This is a genomic window from Azospira inquinata, assembly GCF_018905915.1.
GTDB lineage: Bacteria > Pseudomonadota > Gammaproteobacteria > Burkholderiales > Rhodocyclaceae > Azospira > Azospira inquinata.
The window spans coordinates 3,147,261-3,167,355 of record NZ_CP064782.1; the positions used below are offsets into that span (position 1 = coordinate 3,147,261).

A 20,095-nucleotide genomic window follows, 5' to 3' on the forward strand; every position below is an offset into this window, starting at 1 on the left:
CCAACCAGAAAGGTCTATGGGATCAATTTGCCATAGTCGTGCCTGAGCTACCGTCTGTGATCCGATATTACGACGACTTTCTGGATGACTCATGCTCGATTCGCCACCCTGCAAAAAATGACATCTGGTCGCTATCGATATCCGGATCAATCGAGTCGCTCGACTTCGGGGACTTTGCACCTGAATATCGCCCAGTTCTAAAGCATTGGTGCTGCAACCAGATACAAACACTGGCAGTTGGCACTGCTCGAATAAGGTTTCAGAGATTGCGTTGTGTCTTGCCGAACGACTTACTTCTCATCCTTACCTCAACTCCAACTACTGTTCGTCCAATTTGGCAGGAGCTCATATCGAGAGCTTATCGGCCAAGAGAAATGGACTCCCTGAAAAGCCTCCTTTATCACTTCTGCAAGTTCAATCTTGCTGGCTGGTCATCTCAATATGCAGAATTTCTATCCACCCTGCCCTTGCCTGCCACAGACAAATACGCAAGTGTGCGGAGCGGTGACGTATTCCTGAGCGTTGATGAGGAGGCTGTGCTGGTCGCGCATTTTGACAAGTTGAGCAACACCATCACTTTGAACCCGCAAATGGTCACCGACCAAGAGCTACGGGAAGTTGTAATCTTCGTATGTTCATTCCAGTTCGGGTTACGGCCGATGCAAATTGGCATGCTCCAGATGCGTGATGTGCGGATCTGGGCGGATACGGATGACTCCATCGCCGCTGTCCATCTGACCTTCAGGATGATTAAGCAGCGGTCGAAGAGCAAGACACTACCTCTAGTGCGCAAAGTGAAACGAGAGTGGGCCCCTCTGTTCATTGAGCTTTATGAGCGCGCTCTCCGCGCTGGCCTGAAGGGTGACGACCGAATATTTGGTGTTTCGAGTGCGCGCGAAACTGGCTATGTCATCACGAAGGCTACGGCTGCCCTCCTCCCTGAATCACGTAGTGCAACCGAGCTCCGGCATACCGCAGCCCAGCGGCTGGTGGACGCCGGCGCAAGTCAGGAAGAATTGGCTGAATTCATGGGCCATAGCGATATCGACACAGGGCTCGTCTATTTCCAGACGTCAGCTAACCAGGCTGAACGAGTAAATGCCGCCCTAGGCATTTCCGCAATCTACCAACAGGTCACGAAAATCGCGCATGACCGGTTCATCGATGAAAAGGAACTAGCCGTGCTCAAAGGCGAACAGCAGATCGGCGCAGTCCCTCACGGTATTCCGATATCTGGTATTGGCGCCTGCGCCATTGGACAACCATCCTGTCCATCAAATCCGGTTACCGCATGCTACGGATGTTTCAAGTTCATGCCCCTCAACGATCCGGAAATTCATCGGCAGGTATTGGCGGACTTCCGGTCCATCGTTACATTTTTCTCGGAAGCTTCGAAGGGAGACGAGAACTCGCCGGCGTATGTCCAGTTGAAGCGAACAATCTCGAATGTCCAGTCCATCATTGCCGAGCTTGAAGGAGCCGGGCAATGAATGAACATTTCAGTGCATTCATTGATCTTGGCCGCCGGATTGCGAACGAGAACCGAGTGAACTGGAACGTTCGGCTTCAGTCTGATGGAACAGCACTTCCTGAGGATGCCTGGAACATCACGGAATTTGTCGGTGACTCCCCTCCTCCCGTTCATTGGGTTCGCGATTTTGGGCTAGACACCAAGGCACTTCAGGCACTGAATGAAAGGCGCAAGCAGCAAAACTGCCCTGCTCTTCCCAAGACGCCCTTGTCGCCGGGCTGGCTGGATCTTCTGAAGGCCGTCACGGTTGAGCAACTGTTCTTCCGGAAAAACTCGACAGGACACGTCATTTGCAATGTCGCCAGACCACTCCGCGTTTTGGCTACTGCGGTTGAAGGTCGTGAGCCATGGGAATTACGAGTTGATGACGTCGCACAAGCATTCGAGTTGGCCAAGGAGATTCAGGCATCTGGGAAACTGGCAGATATGGTTCTAGGCCTCGTCAAGACACTGATCGATGCCAATCACATCGCCGATATCGGGCCAATCTCCCCTGCCCTCTCCTTGAAAAGACACGGCGTCAGGGAGAAACGAGCCCGTCACACAAAGTCGATGGATGAGCTTCGTTCAGACCTAGAGGAACGCAAGCATGCCGAAAAGCTGCCGGAGCGACGTGCTTTCTGGGAGCTTGTCCGGATTGTGTTTACCGAACAACCTAAGAGCGTTCTCGATCTGCTTCGTTTTGCACAGGCCAAGGTCATCATGCTTTGTGGGCTTCGTGTTGGGGAAGCCTGCCTTTTGCCAGCGGACTGGAAGCGAGTCCGGGAGTATTTCGACCCTTCTGGCCGTGCCGCCGGTGAGCTTGGTGGCCACTCTACGGCACTGATGCTCCGGCACTTTGCAGAAAAACAGCAAACCTCTAATTCCGACAGCGTGGCGCTTTTCGAAACAGCGCAGTATGTGCCATCAATGTTCGAGGCGGTTCTGTCTGAAACACTGGATGAGGTATCCCGAGTCACACAGCCATTGCGCGAAACGCTTCGGCGTCAGGTAGCGGAGAACCGGATTCTTCCCTGGTTTAGGCGGGATCAACTGGTTTCCGCAATCGAGCTATATCCCTACCTCACCGGAAATCCTGTGTTGCTACCGTGGTCGGATGAAAAGCAGGAGCAATTGAAATCACGATACCGCACGGGCTTTCAGAGCCAATTGTTCGACGAAATCCATAAAGAACAATTACGGCAGGTTATTGCAGCCCCTTCGTTAATTTCCTCCTTATATATGTTTTACAACAGGCTGAAGGGGCAAATCACTTTCCGCCGTTGGGACGGCACTGAATGGCGAGACACGCAGCGTATGCGCTGGTCAGAGGTGTTCCTGCGCATCGATGAAGTGGAAGACTACTTGTTGGGGATAACAACCAAGCTGTCTGACCGGTCGCCGTTTCGGATTTCTCCGAGTGGGGAGATCCAGACTTGGGAATTGATGTTCCTGATGCCAAAAAGAGCTTTGGCAGAAGGTCGAAACGATGGCTTATGTGACATCACGCGTTATTACTCGGTTGGACGGTTCAGCCCGGACATGATGCAACTCGCACTTGGCGGTAAGGAAGGAAAAAGCAGCGGCCCCACCCTCTTCGAGTCTTACAGCAGTTCGGATGAGGATCGCGCATTGACCCTGAATCCGCACACGCTGCGGCATTTGCAAAACACTGAGCTCTTCCGCCTCGGGGTCGCCGACACGATCATTACCAAGCGATTCAATCGTCGTAGTGTAGCGCAAAGCTACGAATACGATCATCGCAGCCTGGCAGAGGAACTGGAAGATATCGAGTTGCCGGTAGAGGTTGAAGCCGCACTGGGTAGCAAGGCGGCCACCGTTGCCCGAATGATCAAGGCTGGCAAGGCAAGTGGTCCAATCGTTGATTCATTCAAGAACATACAGCGGACTCATGGCGACGACGCTGCTTTCGAGTTCCTCAAGGTCGAGGCTGACGGCTTTCACTCGACACCCTATGGGCATTGCATCAACAGTTTTACAGTTGATCCCTGTCCCAAGCATCTGGAGTGCTTTGCCGGATGCCGGCACCTTACTGCGACCGACATGCCGAAATACCGCACACATCTTGTGCAATTGGAGGGGCGCTTCAAGGAGGCTGTGAAGGCTATTGAATCACGGTCGGCAAAGACAATCGGTAGAGATAACCAGCTCACCCATGCGAAGAACCGACTTGATGCGGTCAGGCAGATATTGGTGACGCCCGAGGGTATGCAGGTATTTCCCGAAGGGGCCGATCTTTCCAAATCAGATAGCAATCCAGGGAGCGTGCTCGATGCCCACGAATAAACACAATTCGAAAAATCAAGGCGACGAACTGCTGATACAGATACTTGACGGACTGTTGCAGCGTGATGAGGACATTACCGCCCGTGCGGTGGCACGTTTGCATCCGAATATAGGCCATGCCTCAACGATTACACGCAATCCAACTCGATCTGAGCTGTTGGCACAGTATCAGACTAAACAACAAGACATCCGAAAACACATAGGTCGCCTGACAAAACGATCGAAAGAATCTACGGCAGCTGAACTGGCAAGCAAGGATCAGCGGATTGCTGAACTGGAAAGGCAGGTTGATCTACTTCGCTCATCACACTTGGCCATGATCCGTGCCGTTGGGGAATTGGGTGGAATGAGCAAGTGGATGAAGTTTTTTGAAAACTTCAAGGAGGTTCGCGATCAATTGCACAAATTGGGAGCTATGCCTATTGCTGATCTTGAGAACCTCACGAGACACACAGAATGAATCGCCCCGGGAATTGAGGAGGCTCCATTACCTGAGGCAATGGAGTCATGAGCAAGACGAACAAGTATTCCCCGGAAGTCAGAGAGCGTGTCGTACGGCTGGTGCAGGAGGCACGCAAGGATTACCCCTCGCTGTGGTCGGCGGTCGAATCGATTGCACCAAAGATCGGCTGCGCAGCGGTCACGCTGCATGAGTGGGTCAAGAAACACGAAATTGAAGCTGGCGTACGGGACGGCGTTCCTCTGGCTGAACGAAAACGGATCAAAGCGCTGGAACGCGAGGTCAAGGAACTGCGGCAGGCCAACGAGATACTTCGCCTGGCGAGCGCGTTTTTCGCGCAGGCGGAGCTCGACCGCCTCAAGAAGAAGTGAGATTGTTCATCGACCAGCAGCGTGAGCGTTTCGGGGTCGAGCCGATCTGCAAGTTGTTGCAGGTTGCCCCGTCCGGCTACTGGCGCCATGCTTCGCGCCAACGAGATCCATCGTTACGCAGTGCGCGGGCGCGGCGGGACGACTTCCTGATGCCGCAGATCCAGCGCGTCTGGTTGGCCAACTTCCAGGTGTATGGTGCCGACAAGGTCTGGCGGCAATTGCGGAGGGAAGGGATTGAGGTGGCGCGTTGCACCGTTGAGCGCCTGATGCGTCGTCTCGGCTTGCGGGGCGTGATGCGTGGCAAGGTTGTACGAACCACCTTTGGCGCCCCGGCCGCGCCATGTCCGCTGGATCGCGTCAATCGGCAGTTCAAGGCGGACCGGCCAAATCAGCTCTGGGTCTCGGACTTTACCTACGTTTCCACTTGGGCTGGGTTTGTCTATGTCGCTTTCGTCATCGACGTTTTTGCCCGCCGGATCGTCGGTTGGCGTGTGAGCCGTTCGATGCGTACCGACTTCGTGCTGGATGCCCTCGAACAAGCGCTCTACGCCCGCCAACCTGAGCGGGATGCCAGCTTGATCCATCATTCGGATAGTGGGTCCCAATACGTTTCCATCCGCTACACCGAGCGACTGGCAGAGGCAGGGATAGAGCCTTCCGTCGGGAGCAAGGGCGACAGCTATGACAATGCGCTGGCCGAAACCATCAACGGGTTGTACAAGGCCGAGTTGATCCATCGCCGAGCCCCCTGGAAAACGGTCGAATCACTCGAACTCGCCACCCTCGAATGGGTAACTTGGTTCAACCACCAAGGACTCCTCGAACCCCTCGGATACATCCCACCCGCCGAGGCTGAGGATCGGTATTATTTGCAACTCACCGCGCAGGCCGAACCCGCCTGTACTTAAACCACGGAGCCTCTACGAAACCCGGGGCGATTCAAACTGCAGGCATGCAGCGCAGGCCAGGAATAACCCTAAGTGGATCATCCGCTATGAGAGGAAAGGCAAAAATTGGCCGTAATGATCTCTGTCCGTGCGGTAGTGGCATGAAGTACAAGAAGTGCCATCTGGGAAAGGCAGACTGAGAAACGGTAGTTATGAAGCATGCGAATCGAGTCGGGGTGGATGGCCAACTGGCATTCAATAGCGGCCCATGTTTAGGCCAATGAACACCTTATCCGATAAAGTGTTCGACTAATCACGCTCCCAGCCGTGGCTGGAGCAGATAGCACACACCGGAGGCTGAGTTGCCGATGCGCATGGATTTTACTGAAATTCGAGAACACCGGGGCACCCAGATGGGTGGCTTCGAAGAGCTCTGCTGCCAGCTAGCTGCCTTGGAGGATCCGGCGGAGGGCTCACGGTTCGTTCGGAAAGGACCGGGAGCGGACCAGGGGCTGGAGTGCTACCGCGCGTACGCAGACGGGTACGAGGTTGGCTGGCAGGCCAAGTACTTCATGAATGGGTTCGAATCGCCCCAGGTCGCGGATCTGGCCGAATCCCTGCAGCGTGCGATGGCAGCCCATCCGCAACTTATGACGTTTATCGTTTGCCTGCCCATCGACCTTCGAGACAACCGCTCGGGTAGGAAGCTGAGTGAGGTACAGCTGTACGAAAAGTGGCGAGATAAGAGCATCGCGGCCGCCGTGGCGCAGGGCCGCTCGTTGAAGCTCGAACTTTGGAGCGCGTCAAGCATCCAGGAACGGCTCGGCCGCGACACTCCAGCCTATTCGGGGCGGGCCCGCTACTGGTTCGACACCGTCAGCTTCAGCTCAGCCTGGTTTCGCGAGAAGTTCGAGATCCAGCGCCGCAATCTCGGCGAGCGTTACAGCCCCGAGAGCCATGTCGACTTGCCTATCCGGCAAGCCCTGGAAGCACTCGCGCGGGACCCGGAACTGCTGAACGAGCCAAACGCCTGGGCTGCAGAAATCACGTACCGACTCGACGGGGCGACCCGCAGCTTGGCGCGGGAAGGCTTGACGTCCGCCGCTGATCAGATGAAGCAAGCTTGCGAGCCGCTAATCGATGCCCTCGCGGGTTCACCGGCTGCGCTGGATGCTTATATCCCCTTGGACACTTGGATCCCGCTGTTAGAGGCTGGCGCACAGAGTGTCTCAAGTGCGCTAGCCGAACTTCAAGACAAAGTCGCCGACAAGGACCGTGCTATTGCTCGCCGGGACCTGTTCGATCTGTATTCATCGGTAGACCACGTTCGCCGCGAGCTCGCAAGCACGCGTTGGCGGCTGGCGAACAAGCGGGAGCTGCTCATCTCTGGACAGGCTGGCATCGGCAAGTCGCATCTGCTGGCCGACTTCGGAGTAAAGCAGCTCGAACTGACACGCCCCTTCGTCCTGGTCCTGACTGGAACCCTGACCGAGGCCGACCCGTGGGAGCAAATTCGAGCGCAGTTGGACCTGACACAGGTCAGCACCAACGAGTTTCTCGGAGCTTTGGATGCTGCTGCTGAGGCCGCGGGCTACCGAGCGGTGCTTGCAGTTGATGCCCTGAACGAGAGGCATGGGGTTGACCTGTGGGAAACGCGCCTGCAAGGCTTCGTTGCGCACATACAGCGATTTCCGCGCTTGGCCGTGGTCCTGACTGTGCGCGACACGTACCTGCACTACCTCCCGCTGGATGGCATTGAGCACTTGGTTCACCACGGGTTCGCGGACCGTGCTGGGGCTGCAGCCAAAGCATACCTGGACCGGCGCGGCATTGCGCGGCCCAGCTCGCCAAATCTGGCCCACGAGTTTGAGAACCCCCTGTTCCTGCGGACGTGCTGTAGATACCTGGAGCAGAAGAACCTCAAACAACTGCCCAAGGGTCTGCAAGGAATCACAGCCATTTTCAATTTCTACCTGTCGGCGGTCGCGGAGAAGGTGGAAACGGAGCTGCGCCTTGTTCCCCAGCAGAAGATTACGCGTAAGGCGCTCGACGGCTTCCTTGATGCTTCCACTGCTGACGGGGACGGTGGCAGTTTGCCACTCGAGACAACGATTGAGCTATTCGAACGCTACCTCAATTCAGGGGGCAGAGTGGAACGTAGCCTTCTGTCGGCGTTCCTCTCCGAAGGCGTGCTTACGCAGGAAATCGAGCGCCACCAAGGCAGAACTGTCGAAACCATCAGGTTTACGTTCGAGCGGCTGTCGGACCACCTGCGAGCCGGACGCCTCATCGCGCAAATCGACCCTGCCGACCTTCAGGGCTCGATCCAACAGCAGCCGCTGATTACCTACTTTGACCCCCAAGCATCTTGGCGCTTTGCTGGGGTCATCGAGGCGCTTGCGGTCCAGTTTCCCGAGCAGTTCGGGTACGAACTGCTCGATGTGCTGTCCGCAGATGCAATCAAGGATGCATCGTTAGCTGACGCGTTTGTGAGCTCGCTTGCCTGGCGTGCTCCCGAAGCGTTCACGCAGCGGACGGTCGATTGGGTATACACGCTCTGTAAGTTGACCGGTCAGTCTTCGTATGCGTTGCTGCTGCTGGTTTGCACCGAGCCGGAAAATCAGTTCAATGCCGAATGGCTGCACCTTGACCTCTGGCAGCGTCCTCTGCCTCAAAGGGACGCCGTGTGGTCTATCTTCTTGGCGGAAGACGACTTGAGTGAGGGTGGTACCGTGGAGTCCCTCATCGACTGGGCTTGGCAGGTGGAAGCCGGCGAAGTGGAAGAACAGCGTCTATGGCTGGCGGCCGTCGCGCTGACTTGGTTCCTGTCTGCCAGCAACCGCGCTGTGCGGGATCGGGCTACGAAAGCCCTGGTAAATTTGCTGTCCTCCAACCTTAATGTGGCAGCTGCCCTGCTCGACAAGTTCGTCGACGTCGACGACCCGTATATATCTGAGCGTCTGCTCGCTGCATGTTACGGAGCAGTGATGCAGGGAGTAGACCGTGCCGGATCCGGGGCCGTAGCGTCAGCAGTTTGGGCGAACCACTTCGCCGGGGATCGCACCCCTCCACTTCACCTACCCGCACGCGATTATGCTATTGGTATTCTACTGTATTCTCAAGCTGCTGGGCTCTTGCCCTCGGAGGTGGACATTGAAACCGGAAAGGCCAAGTTCACATCGCCTTGGCCTTTGGAGTCGATAACCGATGACGACCTCAAGGAGTTCCGCAAGAAGGGGTACGGGGACTCCATTTTCTCTTCGACTGAAGAACATGGAGATTTTGGCAATTACACCTTAGACACTTGGCTGAACGATATCATGAGCCTGCCGCGGGCATTCGCGGGGCTTACCACGCAGCAGCTCTACGAGCGTTGGGAAGCCGACTTCGAGCGTAAGGCTACGGCAGCGCAACTTCAGGCCTACACAAACCTGCTTCGCGCAAGCCTGAACTACCGCCAACGACCCGAGCGTGGTTGGTTCAGCGAGAAGGACAGGGAGGAGTCAGAGAGACTATGGGAAGAGCTGGCGCAGGCAAACATGGCTCTGAAGGACCAACTCCCCCCCGGGATACTCGCTGAGTACAGCGGTTTCGCCGAACAGCACCTGCTTGAAGCGACTAGGATGAACGACGACGACAGGCGCCCACCCGAGTTTGACCACGCGACCGTGAGGCGCTGGATATGTGCTCGTGCGCACTCGATAGGGTGGACTGAGGAGCTCTTCGAGAAGTTTGACGAGGGTCCCCGCATCTCTCGCGAGCGTATGGGCAATCATCGGGTCGAGCGGATAGGAAAGAAGTACCAGTACATAGCGCTTGCGGAGGTCATGGCTCGGCTGACCGACAACCTTGCTGTGTCCTCCTACCACGACGATGGCAAGCTGCGGGCTTTCGAGTACGGCCCCAGTGGCCGCGCCATGAAGAAGGATATTGACCCGTCACTCCTTGTACGCAACACCCAAGAGTCTGGCTGGTCTTCGACTCCATTCACCTGGTGGACGCCTTCCTCCCCGCGACTGCCGTCCGGCGATACGGACTTGCTCCTTGCCTGGGTTGCGGTAGAGAGTGACCTGTGCAACGGTCCCGAAGAGATTGAAGTGGTCAGCCCTGACGGCCACCGGTGGCTTGTAGTGCACAGTTTTCGCCACTGGAAGGTTCCGGGTCAGAGCAGGCGTAACCACGCAGATGCCTGGTCCCACATCAGGTGCTTGGTCACCCGCCAGGGTGCCGGCCCTGCATTGGCCAAGGAACTGCTGAGCGAGCAACGTGGTGACTCGTCGAGACTGTCAGATGAAGGGCATCTGGAAACCTTCTTGGGGGAGCACGGCTGGCGCGGCGAAAAGACAATTAAGCTATCGAGGAACACTTACATAGGTATTGCCACGCCCTACGCCGGCATCGTCGAGTCCCTTACCGCTGAGGGCAACACCAAGGATAATTCGGTCGAGGAGTCGTTCACGCTCCACCTTCCGTCTGTAGCCGCCATGAAGCTTCTTGATCTTCGCCTTCGCAGCGGAAAGAAGCCGGAATACCTTGACGCTGAAGGTATTCTTCGATGGCAAAACCCCTCCCTTCACACGCGTGGGGCCGGAGCAGGAGTGGTCTCTCGTGACTATTTCCTGGAACACCTCACCCAAGCCGGACTCGAGCCGGTATGGGTTCTAGCCGGCGAGAAGAATGTGTATGGAGGTCAGAGCTTGGGAGGCAGCAATGGGTTTGGCGGCCGCCTCCATCACACCACCGTGTTCACCGTTGATGGCGGAAGCTTGGCGCCGTTTGGTCAGAGGACTGAAATGCTTCAGCCCAGTAAGGAACAGTTGAAAGCGCTCCATGAGAACCGATAAAACATAGCGGTCATGGCTGGTCGCTACACTCTACAGGTCTCTAGGATAGACTGGCGAATGGCAACAATGGGGCAGACGGCCGCAGTGACGACTCCTGACCAGAGACGGTCTGCAGCGTTCTTCCGCACGGTGGCTGCTGCAATCCCTAACCGGTCGGCTAGAGAACGGAATCAGCCTAGATGTACGAGCAGCCGCTTTTGAAATTCTCTTTGGCGAGTAGTTGCTTTGGAGCTGGTGAGTGGAAGGAGCGCTCATGGAAGGGAAAGTTCGCTCTCACACCAGTAAGCCACCACCCAATTCCTAACCAGAACACCAACGGCAGCTTTGCGGCAGTGCAACCAGAGCGTCAATTTCGGCCAGAAGCAGCCGTCCGCGACCGGCTGCTCCGGCGTAGCAGATCTGTTCGAGCTTTTGGCCGGGGCGCCGTGGCTCACACCCGCCGTGCCCCGGAACGCAGAAGCGGCGGCGGGCTAAACGAAAAAGACGCCGCTCTTTAGCGTCTCGCCGAACTCGTCGTACGTGTTGCTCCGGTGAAGCAGGCGCACTTGCCAGAGATAAAACGATCGAACCACGTGTCCTTCGGCGGCCGGGATCTCGCGGTACTTCGTTCCGCGAGAGACCAAGGCCGCACCGCAGGCTCCACTCAGCGGTCCCGGACGCACCGGACCCCAGCCCGCGTTCCAGTGAGCGTAGTCCGCCACCACTTGTTCATCCACGAGGACCTCGAGCGTGGAGCCCACCTGGCGCACCTCGGTTTGAGCAGCCCCCACTAGCATCGGCACGAATAGTCGAGATGGATAGAGGTTCAATTGCAGGTATCCCATGCGACCAAAGTCCATCCGTCCGGCCAAAGGCAACGACGCAAACCAATCGTCCAGCAACTGATCGATAGGCACCGCTCCCAACCAAGTCTTCTTGTCGAGCGGCGTCGTGGACACGCTTGGCAGCATCGGCATGTCGCGCCAGAAAGAATCGAGATGTGAAGCCAGATCCTGGTCTGCCACTTCGCTGTCGCCGGCCTGCAGCCAGTGCACCAGCGACACCTCCACGCAGCGTCCCATCGTTATCTCGACGGGAGTGCTGAGCGCAATCAGCTCATCGCCGGGTCGCTCGGTCGCGACGCGGTGGACGACTCCTCGCAGGATTCCCTCGATCGAGTTCGCGTCCCCGCTGAAGTCCCCTCGCACAGGCACCCATGCCGGACGTGAAGGCCTCAGCGCGGCCAGCGTTGGATGAATAGGCAACGCCTTAAGCGCGAAATGGCGCACGACACCAGACGGCAGCCCCCACAACCGTTCCGCTACAACCAAGGTGCGCAAGTATGCAGAGATCGCACGAAGGGCGGCGCGGGCAGAGTACGGGCCCACGAAACCTTTGCCCAGCGGTCGCGCAAAGTGCCAAGTGTCGCCCTGCAGGGGAGCCTCGGGATAGGTCGTCCGGTTTTGAGCCCACTCGAACGCCATCTGGCGAATCAGAGGGAGTTTGGTCCGAAGCTCCAGTTTCGTCAGCGTGGTCCGGAAGATCCTGGCCACGTCTCCCCCCTGCACACCATCGAAATCACCGGAGATCTGGAAGTCCTTTGGCGCCGCTTTGAGGTCGGCATCGAGCGCCTGCGCTTCGAAGCCAAGGTTTTCGAGGAACAGGTTGGACAGTAGCGACGTTTTCGGTATGCGGTTCGGCAAATCCGGACTGGGGACGTAGCCGTACTCAGCCGCAGCCATCCAAAAGATGCAGAGCGCCTCGACGACTTCCGCCTCAAGCTTGCGCGAGTGCAGCAGTACCAGGAGCGCGGCCTCGGTCTCTGCCGTCGTCCCATGGGCGCCCAGTCGTTTTGCCAATTCCTGCATTGTCCACCATCGAGCGGCCGGTGTCGGCCATCCGAGACGAGCGATGAGAATTCGAAGGTCGTCCATCAAGCCCCCGGCACGTCCGCTGCAGCCAGCTCGATTCCCCAGCGAGGGACAGTCAGCGGGAGGGTTCGGGTGTCTTCGAGCACGCAGTCGACCATGACCTGCGCGAACGCGACCGCCGCATCGATGCGCCCCTGCTTCGCGTAGAAGTACACCATGGCCTCGCCCGGCGCGAATCGCGGCCGCTCCGGCTCACCGAACATGGCATAGGCCGTTTCGGTCACGAAGTCGTCGCACCGCGTCGGGTAGTACTGGGCCACAAGGTCCAGCCGCGCGAGCGTCTTCTCTTCGCGCTCCATGTAGCCAATCCACCCGCCTCTGTTGATCTGCGCGCTGACGAGGTACTTCCAGGCCGACTTTAGGCCACTCAGCTTGCGTCGGGTGTGGAAGGCGTGGGCGGATAGGTGAAGCAGGTCCCGACCTCGACCTCGGTCGGACAAGAGTGAAGCATCGAGCGCTTCAAGGAGCCGCTTCCCCTGGCCCTGCCCCTCCCAGTACCGATACCAGGCCAGAAGCACCGCTTCGTCGTCGTAACCACCACCCGAGAGACGATCGAGCAAGGCCTGCATCTGCTCGGGCTCGAAGGTCGAGACGTCACCATCGAAGGGTTTTCCATCCGTACTGGAGCCCGCGTGTTCCTCGCGATTCAGAACGCCGATGTCCCACCCCCCGTGAGCGTTGAGTACCAGCAGTCGCTCGCCGGCCCCCGCGACGCCCTCATTGGCAAGCCGCTGCAGCACATCGCCAACATCCGGGTGCAGGCCCGTTCGCATCAGCGCATCAAGTGGCCAGCCGCCCTTCACGCCCTGCTCGACGTATGCACTTAGGCTGTTCTCGGCCTGAGACCACTGTCCGGCGTCGACATGCTCCTCGTACTTAACCACCAATGCCGCGGGAGCCAACTTGGCCAGCAGCTGGTCCGCCTCGGTCAGAGCATGCCGGGTGCCGCTGCCGTCCGTGTAGTCTAGGACCGAGTGGACTTGAGAGGCCACCTGCGCCAACAGTCGTCGTGCATCCTTCGGCGCGAGTTCGACTAGGAAGCCGATCGCGTCAAGGGTGTTGTTCAGGGTCGGGTCCTTGCGATGAGAGAAACCCGTTGCCAGCTCCCAAGTCTGCCGGCAGAGTTCGCGCGCTGGCACCACCAATGTATGGGCGACCGCGATCCCGCACAGTTGCAGCGGCGTCTGCAGATGCACACTGGTCTCCTCGCGGACCTCCGCATCGAACAGCGTGCGTTGGGATCGCACGAAAGCCGCTGCGGCCTCATCGGACATCTTCGTCAAGAGTCCAGCGGCGTACTGCTCACGGAAGGACGCGGCGTCGAACCATTTGAAGGCCCCCGCGGTGACCAGCGTCGCTTCCGTCAGATCAACCTCCACGGTATGGCCCAACAGGATGCTGCCGAGTCGAACGTCGCAGGCCACGCGATGCAGCGCAGCCCGGAAGTCATCGGCCGCTGATTGCCAGTCGTGGCTCTGTCGGAAATGCCTGAACTCCATTGGGTCTAATATTTCAAAGACCTCGTGAAAGTCTACGAACTCTCCCCGCCACCAGTGATGGGCCACCTGGGCAGCGACGCCGGAGAGCGCGTTCAGGAAGTCTGTGACGTTCTCTCGGTCGGCATAAAGCGGCGCGCGTGCAAAGCTGAACTCGGTCTGCCCTTCCGCGGCCATGCACAGGCTCAAATGCACTGTGCTGAAGAACCAGTGGTGCACCAACCTCGCAAGGGCTAGCTTGCGCTCGCGGTAGTCGGGTCCCAGCCAGTCGATCGGGATCGAAGCGTTTAAGGTCGTCACAGCCCGCCTGTGGGCCGTCTCCACGGCTGCAACAAAGGGCGTTCTGGCGAGTGCCTTGAAGTCGGGGCGCTCGACGATGCTTGCATTAACCTGAGCCGCGGCCCGGAGGCACGCATCGCTGACCACGCGCTTGCGCCAGCCGGCGCCCATCGAAGTCGCGAGCGCCATCAGCTCGTCCAGCTGCCCCTCCGCGGCCATCAGCCGTATGCTCGGCAGCCACCCCTCCGGGTGAGTCTGTGTCACGAGCCGCTTGAGTCCCTCCGGCGTGGTCCCTATTACGCCCAGGCGCGCAAACGCACCCGCCAGGAACCTGAAAGCATCCAAGCCGTTGCCCGTGGCGTACTCGCTTGAGAACCGACTCGCACCCCGGAATCGTCGCAGCGCCTCCTCGCCGCATGCCTCGGCCACGACATGGTCGCCGCGCGCCCGCAACGCGAGACCCAGCGCCGCCACGAGCTTGATATCCGTCTCGTGCCTGGAAGCAACAGCCTCGCGGATCACCCCGTCGTCTGGCGCCAGCATCCACGTGTAAGAGACCAACCGAGCCATGTCCTCGTCTTGCATCTGGTACTGGCTGCCCTCAACCATGCGGGCCTTCAGGTGCTGGAGGCGATAGGCCTGCGCGAACTCAGCCCGGTCCAGCGCCGCGGTCACGGCGTCGGTAATCAAGGTTTCGAACAGCGACTGCGGATATCCCTCTTCCAGGCGCAGCAGGATCCAGTCCCGTGTCAGGCCCGCGATCAGCTGGCTTGGATCGCCGAGCTGTGCCTGGACCGTCCAGAGCCAGTTCACCCGCAAAGCGTTTGGTGCCAACGTCTCCAGCCAGCGCGCGACCTCCGGCCTCAGCGCGGCAATGCGATCGACGTAGCCATCGGTCGAGCGCACGTACACGGCCAGGCTCTCGTGGAAGACCTTCATCCCGGCGGCCGACGAATGAAGCAAATGCTCGACCTTCTCGATCTCGGGCGCCGCCAGCCTCATCTCGGCCGCGATCTCATCGAACGCGGTCCGCGGCCAGAAGAATGGGAAAGCGCACACCAGTCGCAGGACATCCTTCAAGCTAGGCGAAAGATGCTCCCACAGCGATCCGTAGTAGAACTTCGCGTCTTGGCTCAGATCGCCGGTAAGTTGCTCGACGTCCCATCGCGTGACCTTGCCACCTGCAAGCACCAGCGCGGAGGTCGCATAGATGACGTGCAGCGGGTGACCGTTGGTCCTGGCGCGCAGCGCTGCCGCGGCACTCTGCAACTCCTGCTCAGCGATAGCTTGGCGCGCAGCAGAAACACCTGGGGCTTCGACCCCCTCCGGCTCTGCATGAACATCCGGCTCATCGGGCTCAAAGCCTGTGCTCAGCCGACCGGTCTGCACCGCCTGACGCAAGTGCGAAAGGACGGCGTCGCCGGACATGGCGGGAAGCGTCTTCCAGTTCGCCTTCGGCGCCGCAATCAAAAGATCTGCCGGTAGTTGAGCGTCGTCCACCGGCTGCGTGCCTACGAGGAGCACCATGTTCTCAGGACATGGCACCACCTGCGCAAAGAGGTCCTCCAGCGGTTGTTTGTCTTCGGCGTTGATGCGCCAGACGTGGTCGAGACCGTCCAAGATCAGAACAAAGGGCTTGTCGAGCGTCTTGTAGTGCACCGCAGTGGCTTCCAATAGCGCGCGCAGACCACCGGGCGGTCGGGGGACGCCGGGATGAAATCGCTCGATTTGCGATCGGATCGACTCCTCGACGACGTAGCTGTGCACGCGATCCCGGCCGCGCTCAGTTGTGGACAGGAAGTAGTGGTGGCGGACCGTCGGAATGTCTATGTCGGCAAGTGTGTCGCACAGCGCGCTGAGGTAGGTGCTCTTTCCGCGACCAGGTGAACCGGTCAGAACAATCGCCTTGCCGGTCGAACGCAGCGCGTCCTTGATGAAAGTGTCGTGGAAGTCAGCATCGGGCACCTCATAGCCCTTGGGGACCGCAAAGTCTTCCGGCAGCGGTGCCGGCGGCGTCGCCTGGAGGATCGCACGAAGGTCTGGCAACGTGATCCAGCCGAATGGCGGCGGAGAGTTCTTCTGGGTCGCCCAGTTCAAGGCGACATTCTTGAGGACGGCGATGCCCTCCGGCGTGCCATGCGCGCGCAGCCGTGCATTGATCTCGTGATCGAGGGTCTCGTAGCCCTTGTCGCTGTGCGTGATCTGCAGTCGGCCGAGAAACTCCTCACAGTCCTTCTCACCGCCGAGTTCGGCGATGAGCATCGCGCGCCTCGGGTCAGGAACCTTGGAAAAGTCAATCTTTCCCCCGGCCAGGCAGGCTTCAATCTCGGCATCCGGTCGCCGGTTGGTCAGGAGAGAGAGCTCGCCGATGCGTGCCGGGTCCAGCGACCTGTACGCATCAAACCACTTCTTGAACATCGACCGGGACCGTTCCGTCTTGCCGGACTTCTCAAGCAGCCAATCCCAGGACAGCGGGTGTGCATTTGGGTTTGGAGTGAACTTGACCTGCTTGAGGTCATGCAGCCCGTCCGTGCGTTCGACCACGATGTCGTCCAGACCCGTCGGTGCATCCGCCTCAACGTCACACTCGAACTTGACCTTTGCGTAGCGACTCGGTGAATCCAGCCAGTCGCACAACACCCGCAGCCCTTGCCGGTTCTGATAGATGTAGCCAGCGGCGGTGATCGCCGTGTTCTTGATGTTCTCAGTCATAGTTCGCAGTCCCTTACCCCGCGAGAACTTCCCGCCCAGTCGCTTCTGAGTTGGAAGCGGTCGTTGTCAGGCGAAGCCTCGAACGCCCGCTTCGTCCGAACGACGGAAGTTGGGTGTTCTTCCCTGCCCTACTTCGTTTTGACATTATCGCCCACGCGTTCAGGACGCTGCGTGCTAATCACTCGACGAACATGATTTCGATCATGGCTTCCGTATGATCCACGATCGTAATCTCTCGCAAAAGGACTGGGGCGGAATTTTCCGGTAAGTGGGTGGAAATTTTTTCAGTGGTGGACGTAGGGCGATATTGCGCTCAGTAGGTGCAATATGAGCCTGCCTCTGCAGTTCGTTGGCGAGATCCGCCACCGCTTTGTGTGATCGAAGTTCCGAAACATATCTTTCTGGGAGATCGACGACCTTAAGGTCAGACGTCTTAATTTCGATTACTCCACGCGGGTTTCTGTTCACACAAAGCCACTCATTGCTTTCAAGAGGCCCCACGGTGCTCCCAGATGGGCCGGCAAGAAGGTCGGACACCAGCAAGATATCGCTTATAGGCCATGCCTTAGTGATATGAAGGGTTCCATAACGTTGAAGCGATGTTGTCGACCAACCACTTACAATGTCGAAATCCAAGCATATCGAGCATACACCGGCCTGCTTGGCTGCCATGGCAAGCATCGGAAACAGTTCGATCTGATCACATTGTCGATTAGCGGCAATGTACTGCCCGCCTTTTTCGTCCAGAGGCGCGACCGCGCGCTGTAAGACAATGTCGTTGCCGGAATAGATGTGCGACAGAATGCTTTGTGTCTGACGAGTAACTTCCGCCAGTTCCTTAGCTAGGGCCGTCAACTTTGTGTCACTGTAGCTATCAAGGAGCTCTGCCGCACCTGCATACCCCTTGCCTTCTCCGTCTACGGAACGGTCTGGTCGTGTTGGGAAACGAACCACGCCAAAGTTGCGTGTAGCCAGATAGCTGACCACAATCGCCTTTGCAGCTAGACGGTCGTGCCACACGCCAATCAATAGATCACGAAGATCGTTGGAAATCTGAATCCCTTTATTCCCTGTTAGCCAAGCTCGTATTTTTTCCATAGATTCGTAATGTTTTGGCTCCGCACGAAAAAAGCGGCGGCGCATTCGTACGGAATATGAAGAGACCAGAGGCGAGAGACTTACACCTCGAGATGATGCTAAAGCAATTTGCTGCCCTTACTTGCGTCCCCTTTTTTAACATTATCCCCAGCAGGTCAGGAGTTTGGCATTTCCAGTTATTGGCCAATCGTTCGCCGGATTATGCTTTATGACTGGGCTGGATGACTTAGCCGTTTAGCGAAGCAAATGCCGGGTTTCTGGAAACAGCACCGAGATAAATTCATCGTATTGCCTATCGTACTCAGTCTCTTCGTCGAGATAGGTAAGGAATTTTTCCAGCGTGATTGCCTGTGTTGCCGTGCGCGGAGGCTCGTAGGTTTGCCAGACTTTTAGAAATAGGCGTCGCAGCGGATGATGCCCATTTTTTCCCTCTACATAAAGCTGCCGCCAGAACGTTAAATGGGCCATTAAGCCGACTACCAACGGTTCGTCCCAGTTGAAAAGATAGGAGCACAGGTAGGATTCCTTTGCCTCCCCAGAAGGCCGGATTAAGCGCCGGCGCAAATTCATCTCGCCAGTAGCGATAGCGGGGCAACCGACAGATATCAGCAAAGAGTACCTGCTGTTGGTCCTTGGAGGAGCATGCGTCATAGAAACGGGTGGCATGCTCAAGCAATGTGCGCATCGCCTGATCCCAAGATTCATTCGTATCACAGGGGTGTTTATCGAGCTCGCTAAGCACCACCCGCTCCCACGCCCCCTTTAGGCGCAGATGGTGTTCGACCAATTGGCGATCTGGATAACTGAAATGCCCTCCCCTGACCTGTTCGATGCCATGACGGATCATCATCAAAATGGTGACCTCCCCCCGGCTAACCGAGCTGTCGAAACTAGAGATTTCCGACTTCAAGGTGAGCAAGCCGGAACTCGCTCGGGGTCAGATTGCCCAGCGAACTGTGCGACCTGAATTCGTTGTAATCCAAACGCCAGTGCTCAATTTTCTCACGGGCATCGCTCAGTGAGAGGAACCAATGCACATTCAGGCATTCGTCCCGCAAACTGCAGTTGAAGGATTCAATGAACGCATTATCCGTCGGTTTGCCTGGACGTGAGAGGTCCAACGTTACGCCATGTTCATAGGCCCATCGGTCCGGCGCCCGCGAAATGAACTCGCTGCCATTGTCGACTTGAATCCGTTTAGGCGTGCCACGCAACGCTTGCAAGTGCTGCATCGTTGCCACCACATCCGCTGCCTTCAGCGCGTAATCTACCGTGATCGCCAAGCTTTCCCGGCTAAAGTTATCGACCACAGTTAACGCCCGAATCTTCTGGCCGTTGAACAGCTGATCGGCCACAAAATCCATGCTCCAGCAAGCATTCAATGTAGAGATCACGGGACGTTCCTGCCGGTGAGCGGCAGCGACTCGGCGCCGCGGGCGCTTACTGCGTAGGTTCAGGCCTTCCTCACAGTAAATCCGGTAAGTCTTCTTGTGATTAATCAGCCAGCCTTCGCGCCGCAGTAGCACGTGGATACGTTCTGCACCATAACGAATCCGCGTGGCTGCGATCTCTCGAATCTGTTGCCTTTCGGCCCGGTCGCCCCGAGGCTTCGCACGGTAGAAATACGTTGCCTGTCGTAGCCAGATCAACGCCGTCGCCCGTCTAATACTGACGCGGTAGGCGTCAATCAGGAAGTTTGCCAGCTCGCGCTTGCGGGCTGGCTTCACAGCTTTTTTTGGATGACCTCCTGCAACATCTGCTTATCCAGACTCAGGTCAGCCACCATGCGCTTGATCCGCGCATTCTCCTCTTCAAGCTGCTTCAACCGGCGTAGTTCGGTGATGCCCAGACCACCGTATTTATTCTTCCAGTTGTAAAACGTCGCTTCGGATACGCCCATCTTGCGACAGACCTCGGCAACAACGGTACCGGACTCCGCCTAGCGTAGTGCAAACGCGATCTGTTCTTCGGCGAACTTCGATTTCTTCATGTCAAATCTCCTGGAATGGGCGTTAAATTTGCCAGAAATCTCTACTTCTTGCTGCTACGGTTTTATGGGGGGAGGTCAATTTTGGAAGTTTGGGAAAGTGATGATGACTGCCGAGCAAGGTCGTTTGCCCTTGCTGATGGATCAAGCGTCCTTGATGCCCACTGTGATACCGAACAGGCCTCACGCGCAAATTTCATTTTGGTAGCACGCTTTTGAGCTAACTACGCAACA

At 57.8% G+C, this 20,095-nt stretch carries 10 protein-coding genes, 1 pseudogene and 1 other annotated feature; of the genes and pseudogenes, 6 read left to right on the forward strand and 5 right to left on the reverse strand.

Going from position 1 to position 20,095, the window contains the following annotated elements:
• The first annotated feature begins 374 nt into the window (after positions 1-374).
• From Azoinq_RS14145 to Azoinq_RS14170, 6 genes are all read left to right on the forward strand, one after another.
• On the forward strand, positions 375-1,490 hold the full coding sequence (locus tag Azoinq_RS14145) for a site-specific integrase (RefSeq protein ID WP_216128263.1): 1,116 nt from the start codon (positions 375-377) through the stop codon (positions 1,488-1,490).
• A complete protein-coding gene (locus Azoinq_RS14150; protein WP_216128262.1) occupies positions 1,487-3,817 on the forward strand; it encodes a hypothetical protein in 2,331 nt (776 codons plus the stop codon). Before Azoinq_RS14145 ends, Azoinq_RS14150 begins: the two co-directional genes overlap by 4 nt.
• Entirely contained in the window at positions 3,804-4,277 is a 474-nt protein-coding gene (locus Azoinq_RS14155; protein ID WP_216128261.1) for a hypothetical protein, read from the forward strand. Before Azoinq_RS14150 ends, Azoinq_RS14155 begins: the two co-directional genes overlap by 14 nt.
• 47 nt (positions 4,278-4,324) lie before the next feature.
• A protein-coding gene (locus Azoinq_RS14160; RefSeq protein ID WP_216128260.1) for an IS3 family transposase occupies positions 4,325-5,556 on the forward strand; the annotation gives its coding sequence in 2 pieces (ribosomal slippage) (positions 4,325-4,613 and positions 4,613-5,556; 1,233 coding nt in all).
• Positions 4,603-4,719 (forward strand) — a sequence feature (AL1L pseudoknot). Its footprint overlaps the gene before it by 117 nt.
• An 86-nt stretch (positions 5,557-5,642) precedes the next feature.
• Positions 5,643-5,735: an SEC-C metal-binding domain-containing protein gene (locus Azoinq_RS15265; RefSeq protein ID WP_408627122.1), complete on the forward strand. Its 93-nt coding sequence runs from the start codon at positions 5,643-5,645 to the stop codon at positions 5,733-5,735.
• A 174-nt stretch (positions 5,736-5,909) separates the two neighbouring features.
• Positions 5,910-10,379, forward strand: a complete 4,470-nt coding sequence (locus tag Azoinq_RS14170; protein WP_216128256.1) for an NACHT domain-containing protein — start codon at positions 5,910-5,912, stop codon at positions 10,377-10,379.
• Between the two features lie 470 nt (positions 10,380-10,849).
• Here Azoinq_RS14170 and Azoinq_RS14175 read toward each other — a convergent pair whose 3' ends face one another.
• The 5 genes and pseudogenes from Azoinq_RS14175 to Azoinq_RS14195 all read right to left on the reverse strand — a co-directional run bounded on the left by Azoinq_RS14175 (position 10,850) and on the right by Azoinq_RS14195 (position 19,864).
• Positions 10,850-12,292 (reverse strand): hypothetical protein, encoded by a 1,443-nt coding sequence (locus Azoinq_RS14175; protein WP_216128254.1) that lies wholly within the window; start codon positions 12,290-12,292, stop codon positions 10,850-10,852.
• A complete protein-coding gene (locus Azoinq_RS14180; protein WP_216128252.1) occupies positions 12,292-16,776 on the reverse strand; it encodes an ATP-binding protein in 4,485 nt (1,494 codons plus the stop codon). The genes Azoinq_RS14175 and Azoinq_RS14180 overlap by 1 nt, the downstream gene beginning before the upstream one ends.
• Positions 16,777-16,977: 201 nt before the next feature.
• The gene (locus Azoinq_RS14185) at positions 16,978-17,919 is read right to left on the reverse strand and encodes a hypothetical protein (protein WP_216128250.1); all 942 of its coding nucleotides are present in this window, start codon (positions 17,917-17,919) and stop codon (positions 16,978-16,980) included.
• A gap of 189 nt (positions 17,920-18,108) precedes the next feature.
• Complete coding sequence (locus Azoinq_RS14190) at positions 18,109-18,486, reverse strand: hypothetical protein (protein ID WP_216128248.1); 378 nt, start codon at positions 18,484-18,486, stop codon at positions 18,109-18,111.
• Positions 18,487-18,764: 278 nt separating this feature from the next.
• Positions 18,765-19,864, reverse strand: a pseudogene (locus Azoinq_RS14195) (IS3 family transposase).
• Positions 19,865-20,095 lie beyond the last annotated feature (231 nt).

Bases quoted from the DNA above. Each gene is read 5' to 3' on its own strand.
- Azoinq_RS14145 (WP_216128263.1), top strand. From the start codon at position 375: ATGGACTCCCTGAAAAGCCTCCTTTATCACTTCTGCAAGTTCAATCTT.
- Azoinq_RS14150 (WP_216128262.1), top strand. From the start codon at position 1,487: ATGAATGAACATTTCAGTGCATTCATTGATCTTGGCCGCCGGATTGCG.
- Azoinq_RS14155 (WP_216128261.1), top strand. From the start codon at position 3,804: ATGCCCACGAATAAACACAATTCGAAAAATCAAGGCGACGAACTGCTG.
- Azoinq_RS15265 (WP_408627122.1), top strand. From the start codon at position 5,643: ATGAGAGGAAAGGCAAAAATTGGCCGTAATGATCTCTGTCCGTGCGGT.
- Azoinq_RS14170 (WP_216128256.1), top strand. From the start codon at position 5,910: ATGGATTTTACTGAAATTCGAGAACACCGGGGCACCCAGATGGGTGGC.
- Azoinq_RS14175 (WP_216128254.1), bottom strand. From the start codon at position 12,292: ATGGACGACCTTCGAATTCTCATCGCTCGTCTCGGATGGCCGACACCG.
- Azoinq_RS14180 (WP_216128252.1), bottom strand. From the start codon at position 16,776: ATGACTGAGAACATCAAGAACACGGCGATCACCGCCGCTGGCTACATC.
- Azoinq_RS14185 (WP_216128250.1), bottom strand. From the start codon at position 17,919: ATGCGCCGCCGCTTTTTTCGTGCGGAGCCAAAACATTACGAATCTATG.